This is a genomic window from Aeromonas sp. 3P, from assembly GCF_051919745.1.
GTDB lineage: Bacteria > Pseudomonadota > Gammaproteobacteria > Enterobacterales > Aeromonadaceae > Aeromonas > Aeromonas veronii.
The window spans coordinates 2,565,080-2,578,989 of record NZ_JBQBED010000001.1 but is presented as its reverse complement, the minus strand read 5'-3'; the positions used below and the strand labels follow the sequence as shown (position 1 = coordinate 2,578,989).

Here is a 13,910-nt window from a genome sequence, read left to right as displayed (position 1 = left end):
CCATGAATAAACCCTTTGTTGCCGTATTGATGGGCTCTGATTCTGATTTCCCCGTGATGCAAACCACCCTCGAGGTGCTCAAGTCATTTGATATCGCAGTGGAAGTTAAAGTCACCTCCGCGCACCGCACGCCGGCTGTGACCCATCAGTATGTGACCGATGCCGAGGCCCGTGGCTGCAAGGTCTTTATCTGTGCTGCCGGTCTGGCGGCCCATCTGGCGGGTGCCGTAGCCGGCATCACGACTCGTCCCGTGATCGGGGTACCCATCGATGGTGGCCCGCTCAAGGGGCTGGATGCGCTGCTCTCCACCGTGCAGATGCCGGGTGGTGTACCGGTGGCGACCGTGGCGATCGGCAAAGCCGGTGCCAAGAACGCAGGTTATCTGGCAGCCCAGATGCTGGCAGTAGCCGATGATGAACTGGCGGCCAAGGTTCGGGCCGAACGCCAGAAGAATGCCGAAGAGGTGATGGCCAAGGATGCCGCCCTGCAGGCTCAACTCAAGTAAGTGAACGGGTGGCGATCCGGATGTGTCGTATTTTTCCTGTGCTACAGCAAAACGTCACTTTGTTGTGGTCGCCGCCGTATGGATTCAACTTGCTACTAAGTGACGAGGCGGCAGCCAAGCTGCCGCATTTTTCCTATGCCAAATGAATTTGAACAGGCTGTTGCCGCCCTCCAGCAGGAAGGGGTGATTGCTTATGCGACCGAGGCAGTGTTTGGTCTGGGATGTGATCCCGACTCCGAAGTGGCGGTGCAGCGGCTGCTGGCCATCAAGCAGCGTCCGGTAGAGAAGGGGTTGATCCTGATTGCTGCCGATTTGGCGCAATTGCAGGATTACATCGATCTGAGCCAGCTTAGCGATGAACAACTTGCTCGGGTTGAAGTCAGCTGGCCCGGCCCCTTTACCTGGATCATGCCTGCCCGTGCAACGACGCCGGCCTGGCTGACCGGGCAGTTCGAGACCATCGCGGTACGCGTGACGGCTCATCCTCAGGTGCAGGCGTTGTGCCGTGCCTTTGGCAAGCCGCTGGTCTCTACCAGCGCCAACCTGACCGGTGAGGAGCCTGCCCGTCGGGTGGCCGATATTGGTGAGCGGCTGGCAAGCAAGTTAGCTTATATCCTGCCCGGTGAAGTGGGTGGTCAAGCCAACCCCTCCGAGATCAAGGACGCCAGAACCGGCGCCATTATTCGCCCCTCCTGAGCAGGCGGATACGTCATGATTTGCCATCAATCCGCTGAGCGGTGAGCTCATCGGATTGATTTAACTATAAAAATGGACAGGGCGTTCACGATCCTGCCTGACTGGAGACAAGATGAGCAAACCGGATGTGGCCCAGGTCAAGGCCTTCCTGTTGCAGTTGCAGGACGAGATCTGCCGTGGTCTGGAGCAGGCCGATGGCAGTGGACACTTTGTGGAAGATGCCTGGAGCCGTGAAGGCGGTGGCGGTGGTCGCACCCGTGTGCTGCGCCACGGTGCGGTGATCGAGCAGGGGGGCGTCAACTTCTCCCATGTGTATGGCGATGCCATGCCTGCCTCTGCTACAGCCCATCGGCCAGAGTTGGCCGGTCGCAAGTTCGAGGCGATGGGCGTGTCGCTGGTGATCCATCCGTACAACCCCTATGTGCCGACCAGCCACGCCAACGTCCGTTTCTTCATCGCCGAGAAGGAAGGTGAAGAGCCCATTTGGTGGTTTGGCGGTGGCTTCGATTTGACGCCCTTCTACCCGTTTGCCGAGGATGTGCAGCACTGGCATCAGGTCTCCCGTGATCTCTGCCAGCCGTTCGGTGATGAGATCTACCCCGAGTTCAAATCCTGGTGCGATCGCTACTTCTTTCTCAAGCACCGCAACGAGACGCGGGGGGTGGGCGGTCTCTTCTTCGACGATCTGAATCGCTGGCCTTTTGCAGACTGCTTTGCCTTTATGCAGGCGGTAGGTCGGGGATATCTTGATGCTTACCTGCCGATCATTGAACGACGCAAGGTTCTACCCTATGGCGAGCGGGAGCGGGAGTTCCAGCTCTATCGTCGCGGCCGTTATGTGGAGTTCAATCTGGTGTATGACCGTGGCACCCTGTTCGGGCTGCAGACCGGCGGACGTACCGAGTCGATCCTGATGTCGATGCCACCGCTGGCCCGTTGGGAGTATGACTGGCAGCCGGAGGCAGGCACTCCTGAAGCCTTGCTTTACACCGACTATCTCACGCCGCGAGAATGGCTGTGACCCGAGGGGCCATGATGGCCCCTTTTTAGTGACCGATATTCGGCTTGTTCCCGAGTGCGAAAACCCGTTAAATCGGAATATTGCCCTCTGATGGAACTCTTTGATGGATCGTTATCTGGTTTTTGGCCACCCGGTGCGCCACAGCAAGTCCCCCTTCATTCACACCCTGTTTGCCAGACAAACCCAGCAAGAGCTGGAGTATGGGCTGGCTGAACCCGCCGTCGACGAGTTTGCCCACGCCCTGCGCACCTTCTTTGACCAAGGGGGCAAGGGATGCAATGTCACCGTTCCCTTTAAGGAGCAAGCATTCACTCTGGTCGATTGCTTGAGCCCGAGGGCCAAGCGGGCGGGCGCGGTCAATACCATCAAGCTGACCGATGATGGCGTGTTGCTGGGGGATAATACCGATGGCGCTGGATTGGTCGCCGATCTCAAGTCCCATGGTGTGATGCTGGCGGATAGCCGGATCCTGCTGCTGGGTGCCGGTGGCGCGGCTCGTGGTGCATTGGCGCCGCTGCTGGCTGAGTTGCCGAGCGAACTGGTGGTCACCAACCGCACCCACACAAAAGCGCAGCAGCTGGCTGCTGAATTCCACGATCTGGGGCCCGTGACCGCCCAGACCTATGAGCAGCTGGCAGGGCCGTTCGATCTCGTCATCAATTCGACTTCTGCCAGCCTGCAAGGAGAGCTACCGCCGTTGGCCCCTGCCCTGATCCACACTGATATTGCCATCTACGACATGATGTATGGCGCCTCGGATACGGCGTTTATCAGTTGGGCCAAACAGCATGGGGCCCGTCAAACCATGGATGGACTCGGCATGCTGGTGGAACAGGCCGCCGAAGCGTTTACCGTGTGGCGCGGAATTCGTCCCGGGACTAAACAGGTATTGAGAGAGTTGAAGCGTAACTTGGGGGTGATATGAACCAGGGTATTCTGTTTCCCGATCTGATGGAGTGGCAGGCTGACGAACAGCGGGTGCGTTTTCCTGCCCAGCAGATGGGGGCGCTGATAGATTGTTACATCAGTCAGCGGCGACTGGAGAGAATGACAGGTCTGGCGCTGACGAGAGAGGATGACATCGTCAGAGCCTTCGAAAGTGTACGTTTTGATATTGAAGACATGGCTGAAAAACTCATTGAAGAACAAGAGTTTGCTGAAGATGGCGCTATCTATCTCTGATTTTTCAAAGTTTTTTTGTTTTGTAGCGGAACTACTTTGAAATGACGCTGACTAACTAGATAGTTGAGGAAGTGCTAGCTAGTCACCTTTATAACTCCCCGGTATTCGTACTGGGGATTTTTTTATCTGTATGAAGATAAAAGATTTTTTCTTAATCTGTAAGTTGTGAAACTAAATTACATAAATTACTTTCACTTTCTGCTGCTTTGCTGTACAGTTGTCTGCGTAGGGTACAGAGGTAAGATGTTCTATCTTTCAGACCTTTTATTTCACGTAATTGAATGTGGCTGAATAGCTGCCCCGATGAGGTTCTCGTCGGGGTGTTTTTTTATGCACATCATTTAGAGTAAATGCTTTAAATTGGCGATGCATTTGATAGAATGAGGCTGCTTCTTGAGGAATACCTGTCGTCTGGTACTCAAGATTCAGCTTCTTCCCAATTTTTTGAACTTATTATTTCAGGCTGGATGGCATCACTGTCGTCCGGCCTCATTTTTATCCCTTTCGGTTAGGCCTTGTAATTAAATTTCATCTTTGTCTCTTTTTGTAATTCTGGTTCGTTTTGAAAGAACGAATTTGAAAACGCTCTCAACGTCTTTAGAGGTTAATTTCTCTCGTGAATTAACTGCCTATCTATATGAACTGTAAGCGGTAATGGATATAACTGGGGAGGCGAATGCGGGGTGTTTGTCGTGAGGCAGGTGAAAGCGGCAATCTGAAACCCTTTCAATCAGCGGAGGAGTTCTCCGCCAATTGCAAGGAGAGCGAGGAGTGGATTACTCCTCGACAGGTTGTTGTTCATCAGCGTCCAGCAGGTCGGTATCGTCACCACTGACGTACCATTCGGTCAGGGTTTGCGCCAGCTTCTCCACACCGATGTTGGTGAGGGAGGAGAACGCTTCAACCTGGATCTGGGAACCGAGGTTGGCAACAGCCTGGCGCACCTTGATCACCTGGTTGTTGCGCGGGCCGGGGCTCAATTTGTCAGCCTTGGTCAGCAGCAGCATGACGGGCAACTGACGGTGCGAGCTCCACTCCAGCATGTTCATGTCGGTATCTTTGAGCGGGTGGCGGATGTCCATCAGGATCACCAGACCTTTCAATGACTCACGGCGCTGCAGATACTCTGCCAGTGACTTTTGCCACTTGAGCTTCATTTCCAGCGGAACTTGCGCATAACCATAACCCGGCAAGTCGACCAGACGCTTGCCCGGTTCCAGCTCAAACAGGTTGATCAGCTGGGTACGACCGGGTGTCTTACTGGTGCGCGCCAGGTTCTTGTGTTTGGTTAAGGTGTTCAATGCAGATGACTTACCGGCGTTGGAACGGCCGGCAAACGCGATCTCGACACCCCCATCATTTGGCAGGTGACGGATGTCGGGTGCGCTGGTCACAAAATGCACCTTATTGAAATTCAGAGTTTGTGTATCCAACGTAAATTCCCCATGGAGATAGAGGGTTATAGAGTTACTTTTTTGTAAAATGGTGTAAAATAGCGTCGCTTAAACGCGTTTATTTTAACATGCCTTCAGCGGCATGGGATCTGGAAGCCTAATAACGAAAAGTTGGAACGCCATGAAGAACCTAGTCATTACTCTTGCTCTGATGGTTGGCGTAACGGGGATGGCACAAGCCAAGGGCGATGCCGCTGCGGGACAGACCAAGGCTGCCGTTTGTGCGGCTTGTCATGGACCGGACGGAAACAGCCTGGTTGATATGTACCCCAAAATTGCTGGTCAGCACGCATCATATATCAAAAAGCAGTTAGTTGAACTGAAGGCTGCCGCTTCTGGTCAAATTGGCCGGGTTGCGCCAGTGATGGGGCCGATGGCGTTACCTTTGTCGGAACAGGACATGGATGACCTGGCGGCTTATTTCTCCAGCCTGAAGGTTACCCCTATCGCTGTCCCTGACGACGTGGTCGAAGCGGGCAAGGCACTCTATATGGGTGGTGACATGAGTCGCGGTCTGGCAGCTTGTACGGCTTGCCATGGTCCCCGTGGCTCGGGTGTCGAACAGGCGAAGTATCCAAACCTGTCCGGCCAGCATCCTGCCTATATCAAGGCTCAGCTCACCGCATTCCGTGCCGGGACGCGTGACAACGATCCGAATGGCATGATGCGGGACGTTGCCAAGAAACTGACTGATCAGGATATCGAAGCCCTCTCCAAATATGTGGCGGGTCTGCACTGATATAGTCGATACGGTCGATTTAAGTTGAAACGGGGAGCCTGGGCTCCCCGTTGTTTTTATGGCTTTCAGATAATTCTCGGTTTAATCCCCCCGTTCTGTAAGAGATCTCCCATTCTCAAGGCAGGCCAAGGCTCATAAAATTGCATAAAATATTAAATAATCATTATTTATCAACAGATTATATAAGTATTGATATTTTTCGACATGTTGAGAATGTTTTGAGTGGATTGAGCCGCTTTATAGAGTTGGTACAGTAGGCTTAATGGATTCATCCACGGATTGGGTGGCGGTTTCACGACAGGGTGTTGTGAGCAGAGGATGGCTGGCGTGGCGGGATGCCATGGGCTCGGATGAGCTGGCAAAGGATTGAAGGATCAGGATGGTGACCATCTCCGGAGCGGGATGGGGTTGCGGGATGCAGACTCCCCGGCACGATGGCAGGATGCGGTCGAGACGGGTCAAACAGGCACACGCACATTCAGGAACGACCAATATAAGGTCAGGATGACCACACAACGATATGATGCGGCGACAAGTTGTCACGGAGAGGACGAAACAGATTGTTTTGCCATTCAGGATGGCGCACGCATGAACATATCAAGGCAGCTTCGGCTGCCTTTTTTCTTTTGGGTCATTAACCCGATTAGCCATTCTGTGTCAAAATACCAGCAACATGCCCAGAGGATACCGATCCTGCGGTGTTCAGTGGCCTGATTGGGCCTGATTGGTGCGGGATCCTGCTCTTGTTCCAGCCTTACTGTTCCTCGCATCGTATCCCACCGGGTGAGATCATCCCGGGTACGGGTCAAACCAGTTTTTTTTTCGGAGTTAGCCATTCATGTCTGCCAAACAACCCACTCGCAAGCCTACTGGCAAGCGCAAAGAATCTGATGTCAGTGCTCAGGAAGGCCGTGAGCGTAAACGGGCTGCCAAGCGCAAGGGCCTGAAGGCTGGTTCTCGTCAGCAAGTTGAACAGCCGAAGAACAAGTCTGGCAACAGCCAGTCCAAAGATCCGCGTATCGGTTCCCGCAAGCCGGTAGTTCTGGTGGTGGATGACAAACAGAAGAAGCCGGCAGCACCCAAGGCGGTGAAAGAGAAGAAGTTGGTGATGACGCCCGAGCAGGAGCTGGCTTCCATCGAAAACGATGACCGCTTGAATGATCTGCTGGATCGTCTTGATGCCGGTGAAACCCTGGAAGCGGCCGAGCAGGCCTGGGTTGATCAGCGTGTCGACCGTTATCAGGAGCTGATGGATGAGCTGGGCATCATCGACAACGACGATGATGAAGATGATGATCTGCCGTTTGATGATGGCGATGACGCCGAGTTCGACGAGCAGAAACCGGCCTCCGAAGAGGAGTTGTGGGACCGTTTCAACCAGGTCGATTTCAAGCCGGAACCCAAGCCTGAGCCGAAGAAAAAGTGATGAGTGGATGGATGCTGGCCGCCCTGTTGGGCGGCCTGATTTTGTCAGGATTGGCCATCTATGCAGGCATGCTGCTGGCCAGGCTGAGACGACAGCAAGCGATGCAGTGGCAGGCGATTACCGCTCGCAATGAACGAATTCTGGAGAGCGTGCGGGTCATTGCTCATGCGGTGCAGGAGGGGCAGTGCGATTACTCCGAAGGCGCCATTCGGCTGACCAATCTGCTGGATGCGTTGCAGATCAAGGGGGGGCGGGCGTTCGTTGCCGAGTTCCCGGGTCTGTACGGGCTGTATGAGAAGGTGAAAGATATGCCGACTCATGAGGCCAGACGCGCCCTCAAGCGCAATGAAGTGATGAAGATGGATCTCGAACGCAGCGGCTACGAGGCCGAGCTGGAGGCTCAGATCCTCAAGGATGTGGCCCAGCTGAAGGATTTTCAGTTAGGTCGGTGAGCCAACAATAACAACAAGAGAGGAAGCGAGCGTGCAAGCAGAACAGATTGTGTGGGATCAGGCCCTGATCGAAAAATATAACTACAGTGGCCCGCGATACACCTCTTATCCCACTGCGCTGGAGTTCAACGAGAGCTTCGGCTATCCGGATTTTGTCCGCGCTGCCGGCCAGTATCCCGAGCGCAATCTGTCGCTCTACGTGCACATCCCTTTCTGTCACAAGCTCTGCTACTACTGCGGCTGCAACAAGGTCATTACCCGTCATCAGCACAAGGCTGACGAGTACCTCGACTACCTGGAGCAGGAGATCAAGGCGCAAGCCCCGCTCTTCAAGCATCGTCTGGTTACCCAGCTGCACTGGGGTGGCGGTACACCCACCTATCTGGATGAAGCGCAAACGCGCCGTCTGATGGCCATGCTGCGTGAGCACTTCCATTTCGCCGAAGAGGGGGAGTTCAGCATCGAGGTCGATCCGCGCGAGATTGCCATTACCATGCTGGATGTGCTGCGAGACGTCGGCTTCAACCGCATCAGCCTCGGGGTGCAGGACTTCAACAAGGATGTGCAGGTTGCGGTCAACCGCGAGCAGGACAACGACTTTATTAAAGCCATGTTGGAACGGGCCCGTGAACTAGGCTTCCGCTCGACCAACCTCGACCTTATCTATGGCCTGCCGCATCAGGATCGTGCCAGCTTCCATCATACGCTGGAAGAGGTGCTCAAAACGGCTCCGGCGCGCCTCTCCATCTTCAACTATGCCCATCTGCCGAGTCGCTTTGCCGCCCAGCGCAAGCTGAAAGAAGACGACATGCCTGCGCCGCAGGAGAAACTGGCCATGCTGCAGGACACCATCGCCTTCCTCACCGGTCAGGGTTACCAGTTCATCGGCATGGACCATTTTGCCAAACCCGATGACGAACTGGCGGTCGCGCAGCGCGAGGGCAAGCTGCACCGCAACTTCCAGGGCTATACCACTCAAGGTGATTGCGATCTGCTGGGGCTGGGGGTCTCCTCCATCAGCATGATCGGTGATGCCTACTCCCAGAACCAGAAAGAGCTCAAGACTTATTACGCACAGGTTGCAGAGCTGGGTCATGCCCAATGGAAAGGCTGCTCGCTCAATCAGGATGACCTGATCCGCCGTGAGGTGATCAAGCGGCTTATCTGTGATTTCCGTCTGAACTTTGCCGCTGTCGAGCAGGCGCACGGGCTCAATTTCAGAGAGTATTTTGCCGACGATCTCAAGCTGCTGCAGACCTTCATCAACGATGGATTGGTGCGTATGACGGAGGATGGTCTGGAGGTCTCCTCCACGGGGCAGCTGCTGATCCGCAATATCTGCATGTGTTTCGACGTGTACTTGCGCAACAAGGCGCGTCAGCAGCAGTTCTCTCGCGTGATATAAGCTTGTTTGCCGATTAGAAAACAGAGAAGGGCGCCATCGTGGCGCCCTTTCATATGTATTTTTGCTTATGCAGCGGGTCGCGAAGGTTCTGGTAAGAAGTCTCTGCGCTGAGGAAAGCAATTGGGAATCAAGCAATGGTCGTGGTGAAACGCAGATAAAAAGATGGGGGCGACTTGCGTCGCCCCCGGTAGTCGTATCGCTCAGATCCTTGAACGAAGTTGCTCCCTGCAATCCCTGACTGTTTACCTCTTCCTTTAGGTTTCCCCTTCCCAATCCTTTGGGGTGTCCTTTAGCCATCTTGGCCTGACGAGTCATCCTGTCCCGTCGCACTTTCTCCGTCCTGGGAGGTGTCCTTTACCACATCCTGTGGTGAGTCCATTTGCCCAACCCTGGCAGCCAATCTTCCTGACCGACTTCATTGCGTCCGTGCATGAGTAACTATAAGGATTTTCTAACCGGCTACAACGCCAGATTGGAAAACGTTTTTGTCATTAGCTATTTCGAAAGTGGTTAGTTTCGATTTATTCATTTATAAACAGCTAGTTAAGCTGTTCATCTTCATGTTTTAAGATCTTATCTTCCGATTATCTCGGGGATCTTTTCGGCTGTTGGCTTACACCTGGGATGGCAGATCTCTTACATGGCGTTTTGGTTGCTTCAGAAACAGATGTTGCAGTCTGATGATGGTCATTCAGGGTGAGTTGGTGAGGCACACAAAGAGCGGTTGAATGGAGAAATTATGAGCGCTGGTTGAGCCGCTCATAGATGGTCTGGCGCTCTTCCGGGGTGAGCGAAGAGAAGTAGTGGGTAAAAAGGCGCAGCAACAGGGACTTGTTCATGCCGTCTTGCTGGGTCAGGTTACCCAGCTCGTCGATGGCCACCGTGCTCATGGAGAAGGTGGCTTTTTTGTAGCTGGGCTTCAGGTGCTCACCACTCTCGATAAAGGCCAGCGCCGACAGGGCTTCGTCACGATGCAGTCCCAGTTCAAGGCTGACCACCTTGGGTTTGCCCTTGGCGTAGAACTCCGCATCTTCGATAAATTCGTCGACGGTGAACTTCTTCTGGTGATGCAGCTGGTGCTTTTTCTTCAGATCGGCCAGACCCATCTCACACCCCCACTTGCAGGAACTCTTTGGCGATGGCCCGGATCTCTTCGGCGGATTTGCCATCCGGCTCGATCTCCATCACCGACAGTCCCTTCTCTTCGCTGTCGTCATAGACGTTGCGGCCATAGGTGATGGCGTTCAGGACGTCGACACCGAACGAGGAGCAAACCTCTTTCGCCTCCAGAATGCGTTTTACCTGATTGGGCAGGGCGGGGCACTGGGTCAGCACTACGGCTGCATTGAGGGTCGGGTTGACCATCTTACAGGTGGTGATGAGATCTTCCATGTGGGGCAGGGTCTTGAGGTCGCGACGTTTCGGGCGCAAGGGGATCAGGGCGTGGGTGGCGACAGCCATGGTAGAGCGCAGCGCCCGGTTGTCTTGCCCGCCGCAATCGACGATGACGTAGTCGTAGCGGTTTTTCAGGCTGAGCAGGTCGTTGCGAATATTGCCATAGAGCTGTACGCAGTTGATTTGTGGTAGCTCCGGGTTGTCGTTGCGCTCCTGAATCCAGTCAGAGGTGGTGCGCTGCGGGTCGCAGTCGACCAGTAACACCTCCCCCTGAAATTGGGATCTGAGGTAGACCGCCAGATTTTGTGCCAGGCAGCTCTTGCCACTCCCCCCCTTCTCTCCACCGACCAACAAGATCATGACGTTCCCCTATCCATGAGAAAACCGCTGATTTCAGTATAGGAGGGGCCAGTCTCATCACAAGGCGAGAGGAGTGATGCTCCTCTCGTTGTTTCGACTAGTAATGAACGCTGCCTCCCTGCCAGCGGCAGACATAGTCAGGCACCAGCATCTGGGGGGCCTTGTCGACATGGCATACCACCATGGGCATGGCAGGGGCTCCTTCAGCCTGGCTGAGGGTGGGGAGCGCAGAGAGCAGCAAAGTCGCGAGCAACAGCATGGGTTTCATCTTCATAACAACTCCTTGGTAGTGCCATTCCTGTGTGATCTGGATCACTTTCTGAGTTAAGTTGAGGTTGGCGCCAGTGCAAGGTGAGACGAATAAATTCAATTAATGAAAAAAGTATCAAAAGGCGTTGTGGTGACCGACGAGGATGGCTGCCCACCTTGATGCGGACTTTGTGCATATTAAGTTGAACCGCACAAAGAGGTGGTGACTGATGAGGCCTGGCCTGATGGGGTTGGCATCAATGCCATGATCTGGAACAAGAAAAGATTTATGCAGTGAATATGGTCGATGTGAGTATTTATTTCTCCCGCATTCCTCCCGTCACGGCGATGTATTCAATACCTAGGGAGTAATATTCAAATTATATTTGTAATCTTGCTTATTGTAATGATCTTTAACGGTTTTTGTTATTTGCATTTAATCATCCCAGTGAACTGGCATGAATAAAAAATGAATCAACCTGAAATATAGCGGGGTGGTTTTGCATGGTTATTCGGTGAGCTTTGTGTGGAAAATGCGCAATTTGCTACCGGGGTCATAGATTGGACGGTGAATATATTCAGTTCTGAGTGAATGTGATCAATGTCTAAGTTTGTCGTGATTCGCAGGGCTAACCTCGGTCTCGAAAGGCAAGGGCAGGATAGAACATAAGCCGATTACCCTACATAAAGAATATCCCGCCTTAGCCACGAGCATGAATAGAAGGAATCTATTCAATCACTCGCAGGGACCACTGCTAGACGGAATATAATCATGAGCAAATTTTATGTAGGTTCTGAAGTTGGCCAATTGCGCCGTGTCATGTTGCACCGCCCCAACCTCAGTCTGAAGCGTCTGACTCCTTCCAACTGCCAGGATCTGCTGTTCGATGACGTCCTGTCTGTTGAACGCGCCGGTCAGGAGCACGACAAATTCGCTCAGGTACTGCGCGATCAGAATGTCGAAGTTTTCCTGCTGACCAATCTGCTGGCTGAAACACTTGATGTGCCGGAAGCCAAAACTTGGCTGTTGCAACATCAGGTCTCCGACTACCGCCTCGGCTCTTCTTTTGCCAACGATGTGCGCTGCTTCCTGGCTGACATGCCGCACCGCGAACTGGCCCGCATTCTCTCCGGCGGCCTGACTTACTCCGAGATGCCCTACAGCGGTGTCAACATGGTAGTGGGCATGCACGCTCCGACCGATTTCATCATCGAGCCGCTGCCCAACCACCTCTTCACTCGTGACACCTCCTGCTGGGTTTACGGTGGCGTTTCCATCAACCCGATGGCCAAGCCGGCTCGTCGCCGCGAAACCAACCATGTGAAGGCCATCTATCGCTGGCACCCGATGTTTGCCGGTCAGGACTTCATCAAGTACTTCGGTGACGAGGAGCGTGACTACGACAACTCCACCATCGAGGGTGGCGACGTACTGGTGATCGGCCGCGGCGCCGTGCTGATCGGTATGTCCGAGCGCACCACCCCGCAAGGTGTCGAGCACCTGGCTCGCAGCCTGTTCAAACATGGTCAGGCCAAGCAGGTCATCGCCATGGAGTTGCCGAAACACCGCAGCTGCATGCACCTGGATACCGTCATGACCCACATGGATATCGACACCTTCTCCGTCTATCCGGAAGTGATCCGCAAGGATGTGCAGTGCTGGAGCCTGACTCCGGGCGGCGCCACTGGCATGAACATCAAGGAAGAGGGTTACTTCGTCACCGCTATCGAGAAAGCACTGGGCGTCGATCAGCTCAAGATCATCACCACTGGCGGTGACAGCTTCGAAGCCGAACGCGAGCAGTGGAACGACGCCAACAACGTACTGACCGTACGTCCCGGCGTGGTGGTGGGTTACGAGCGCAATACCTACACCAACGAGAAGTATGACAAAGCCGGTATCACAGTTCTCTCCATCCCGGGTGATGAACTGGGCCGTGGCCGCGGCGGCGCCCGCTGCATGAGCTGCCCGATGGAACGCGACAGCATCTGATGAGACGGCGTGGCGCCGGCAGAAGCTGGCGCCACACAGAACCAAACTCGAGATTAACCACTATGAAAAAACCAACTGTCGTCGTCGCTCTGGGTGGCAATGCACTGCTCCGTCGTGGTGAGCCACTGGAAGCGGATATCCAGCGCAAGAACATTGCAACTGCCGCCAAGACCATCGCCCTGATCGCTCAGGAGTACAACGTGGTACTGGTGCATGGTAACGGCCCGCAAGTCGGCCTGCTGGCCCTGCAAAACAGCGCCTATACCAAGGTATCCCCCTATCCGCTGGATGTGCTGGGTGCCGAGTCCCAGGGCATGATCGGCTACATGCTGATCCAGGAGCTGAAAAACCTGATGCCGAGCCGCAATGTCACCGCGCTGCTGACTCAGGTGCAGGTTGATCCCAAGGATCCGGCGTTTGCCAATCCGACCAAATTTATCGGCCCCGTCTACGAAGAGGCTGAAGCCCGCACTCTGGCAGAAGAGAAGCATTGGGTGGTCAAGGCTGACGGCAAGTTCTTCCGCCGTGTAGTGCCATCCCCGCTGCCCCAGCGCATCGTTGAAGGCGACGCCATCGAAACCCTGATTGCCCAGGGCCACCTCATCATCTGTACCGGTGGTGGCGGTATCCCGGTGACCTGGGATGGTCAGAGCCTGACCGGTATCGAAGCTGTCATCGACAAGGACATGTCTGCCGCTTATCTGGCCAAGCAGATCAAGGCCGACGCCCTGCTGATCCTGACCGACGCCGATGCCGTCTATCTCGATTGGGGCAAACCGACCCAGCGTCCGCTGCGAGTCACCAGCCCGGACGAGCTGGCCGGGGTCAAGTTCGATGCAGGTTCCATGGGACCGAAAGTCGAAGCCTCCTGTGAATTTGTCAAAGCGACCGGCGGCATGGTCGGCATCGGCTCGCTGGAAGATGGCCTCGCCATCCTCAAGGGTGAAGCCGGCACCAATATCGTCGCCACCCGCACCGTACATGCGTAATTACCGATATCTGTACTGAGAATGCGTAGTCAACACTACTGCC

At 54.5% G+C, this 13,910-nt stretch carries 15 protein-coding genes; 11 read left to right on the top strand and 4 right to left on the bottom strand.

The features are described 5' to 3' along the window. Positions 1–2 precede the first annotated feature (2 nt). The 5 genes from purE to ACTG19_RS11805 all read left to right on the top strand — a co-directional run bounded on the left by purE (position 3) and on the right by ACTG19_RS11805 (position 3,405). Complete coding sequence (gene purE, locus ACTG19_RS11825; RefSeq protein WP_113740320.1) at positions 3–506, top strand: 5-(carboxyamino)imidazole ribonucleotide mutase; 504 nt, start codon at positions 3–5, stop codon at positions 504–506. Between the two features lie 135 nt (positions 507–641). Continuing rightward, a complete protein-coding gene (locus tag ACTG19_RS11820; RefSeq protein ID WP_113740321.1) occupies positions 642–1,202 on the top strand; it encodes an L-threonylcarbamoyladenylate synthase in 561 nt (186 codons plus the stop codon). A gap of 112 nt (positions 1,203–1,314) precedes the next feature. Continuing rightward, on the top strand, positions 1,315–2,223 hold the full coding sequence (hemF, locus tag ACTG19_RS11815) for an oxygen-dependent coproporphyrinogen oxidase (RefSeq protein WP_113740322.1): 909 nt from the start codon (positions 1,315–1,317) through the stop codon (positions 2,221–2,223). A gap of 103 nt (positions 2,224–2,326) precedes the next feature. Further along, positions 2,327–3,148 (top strand): shikimate dehydrogenase, encoded by an 822-nt coding sequence (gene aroE / locus ACTG19_RS11810; protein ID WP_113740323.1) that lies wholly within the window; start codon positions 2,327–2,329, stop codon positions 3,146–3,148. Then, a complete protein-coding gene (locus ACTG19_RS11805) occupies positions 3,145–3,405 on the top strand; it encodes a DUF1488 domain-containing protein (protein WP_019445781.1) in 261 nt (86 codons plus the stop codon). Before aroE ends, ACTG19_RS11805 begins: the two co-directional genes overlap by 4 nt. 776 nt (positions 3,406–4,181) lie before the next feature. On the opposite strand, the gene yihA is transcribed toward ACTG19_RS11805, so the two are convergent. Then, on the bottom strand, positions 4,182–4,838 hold the full coding sequence (yihA, locus tag ACTG19_RS11800) for a ribosome biogenesis GTP-binding protein YihA/YsxC (protein WP_042657324.1): 657 nt from the start codon (positions 4,836–4,838) through the stop codon (positions 4,182–4,184). Positions 4,839–4,980: 142 nt separating this feature from the next. On the opposite strand from yihA, the gene ACTG19_RS11795 reads away from it, so the two are divergent. The 4 genes from ACTG19_RS11795 (at position 4,981) to hemN (ending at position 8,881) form a co-directional block, all read left to right on the top strand. Beyond that, positions 4,981–5,598, top strand: coding sequence for a c-type cytochrome (locus tag ACTG19_RS11795; RefSeq protein WP_005339710.1), 618 nt, complete (start codon positions 4,981–4,983; stop codon positions 5,596–5,598). An 838-nt stretch (positions 5,599–6,436) separates the two neighbouring features. Further along, positions 6,437–7,024 (top strand): Der GTPase-activating protein YihI, encoded by a 588-nt coding sequence (gene yihI, locus ACTG19_RS11790; RefSeq protein ID WP_101530323.1) that lies wholly within the window; start codon positions 6,437–6,439, stop codon positions 7,022–7,024. Positions 7,025–7,035: 11 nt separating this feature from the next. Next, entirely contained in the window at positions 7,036–7,476 is a 441-nt protein-coding gene (locus ACTG19_RS11785; protein ID WP_005339712.1) for a DUF2489 domain-containing protein, read from the top strand. Between the two features lie 31 nt (positions 7,477–7,507). Next, the gene (gene hemN / locus ACTG19_RS11780) at positions 7,508–8,881 is read left to right on the top strand and encodes an oxygen-independent coproporphyrinogen III oxidase (RefSeq protein WP_113740325.1); all 1,374 of its coding nucleotides are present in this window, start codon (positions 7,508–7,510) and stop codon (positions 8,879–8,881) included. 737 nt (positions 8,882–9,618) lie between these two features. Here the strand turns inward: hemN and ACTG19_RS11775 are convergent. From ACTG19_RS11775 to ACTG19_RS11765, 3 genes are all read right to left on the bottom strand, one after another. After that, on the bottom strand, positions 9,619–9,987 hold the full coding sequence (locus ACTG19_RS11775; protein WP_005339715.1) for a hypothetical protein: 369 nt from the start codon (positions 9,985–9,987) through the stop codon (positions 9,619–9,621). Position 9,988: 1 nt separating this feature from the next. Beyond that, entirely contained in the window at positions 9,989–10,636 is a 648-nt protein-coding gene (locus tag ACTG19_RS11770; RefSeq protein ID WP_005339716.1) for an AAA family ATPase, read from the bottom strand. 97 nt (positions 10,637–10,733) lie between these two features. Further along, complete coding sequence (locus ACTG19_RS11765; protein ID WP_005339717.1) at positions 10,734–10,910, bottom strand: hypothetical protein; 177 nt, start codon at positions 10,908–10,910, stop codon at positions 10,734–10,736. Positions 10,911–11,657: 747 nt separating this feature from the next. On the opposite strand from ACTG19_RS11765, the gene arcA reads away from it, so the two are divergent. Then, a complete protein-coding gene (arcA, locus tag ACTG19_RS11760; RefSeq protein WP_005339718.1) occupies positions 11,658–12,878 on the top strand; it encodes an arginine deiminase in 1,221 nt (406 codons plus the stop codon). 62 nt (positions 12,879–12,940) lie between these two features. Further along, positions 12,941–13,867: a carbamate kinase gene (gene arcC, locus ACTG19_RS11755; RefSeq protein ID WP_005339719.1), complete on the top strand. Its 927-nt coding sequence runs from the start codon at positions 12,941–12,943 to the stop codon at positions 13,865–13,867. Positions 13,868–13,910: the final 43 nt, after the last annotated feature.

What these genes read in the sequence shown, in the direction of transcription:
- ACTG19_RS11775 (WP_005339715.1), bottom strand. Translation starts at nt 9,987, where the DNA reads ATGGGTCTGGCCGATCTGAAGAAAAAGCACCAGCTGCATCACCAGAAG.
- ACTG19_RS11785 (WP_005339712.1), top strand. Translation starts at nt 7,036, where the DNA reads ATGCTGGCCGCCCTGTTGGGCGGCCTGATTTTGTCAGGATTGGCCATC.
- ACTG19_RS11805 (WP_019445781.1), top strand. Translation starts at nt 3,145, where the DNA reads ATGAACCAGGGTATTCTGTTTCCCGATCTGATGGAGTGGCAGGCTGAC.
- arcA (WP_005339718.1), top strand. Translation starts at nt 11,658, where the DNA reads ATGAGCAAATTTTATGTAGGTTCTGAAGTTGGCCAATTGCGCCGTGTC.
- purE (WP_113740320.1), top strand. Translation starts at nt 3, where the DNA reads ATGAATAAACCCTTTGTTGCCGTATTGATGGGCTCTGATTCTGATTTC.
- ACTG19_RS11795 (WP_005339710.1), top strand. Translation starts at nt 4,981, where the DNA reads ATGAAGAACCTAGTCATTACTCTTGCTCTGATGGTTGGCGTAACGGGG.
- ACTG19_RS11770 (WP_005339716.1), bottom strand. Translation starts at nt 10,636, where the DNA reads ATGATCTTGTTGGTCGGTGGAGAGAAGGGGGGGAGTGGCAAGAGCTGC.
- arcC (WP_005339719.1), top strand. Translation starts at nt 12,941, where the DNA reads ATGAAAAAACCAACTGTCGTCGTCGCTCTGGGTGGCAATGCACTGCTC.
- aroE (WP_113740323.1), top strand. Translation starts at nt 2,327, where the DNA reads ATGGATCGTTATCTGGTTTTTGGCCACCCGGTGCGCCACAGCAAGTCC.
- hemF (WP_113740322.1), top strand. Translation starts at nt 1,315, where the DNA reads ATGAGCAAACCGGATGTGGCCCAGGTCAAGGCCTTCCTGTTGCAGTTG.
- ACTG19_RS11820 (WP_113740321.1), top strand. Translation starts at nt 642, where the DNA reads ATGCCAAATGAATTTGAACAGGCTGTTGCCGCCCTCCAGCAGGAAGGG.
- yihI (WP_101530323.1), top strand. Translation starts at nt 6,437, where the DNA reads ATGTCTGCCAAACAACCCACTCGCAAGCCTACTGGCAAGCGCAAAGAA.
- ACTG19_RS11765 (WP_005339717.1), bottom strand. Translation starts at nt 10,910, where the DNA reads ATGAAGATGAAACCCATGCTGTTGCTCGCGACTTTGCTGCTCTCTGCG.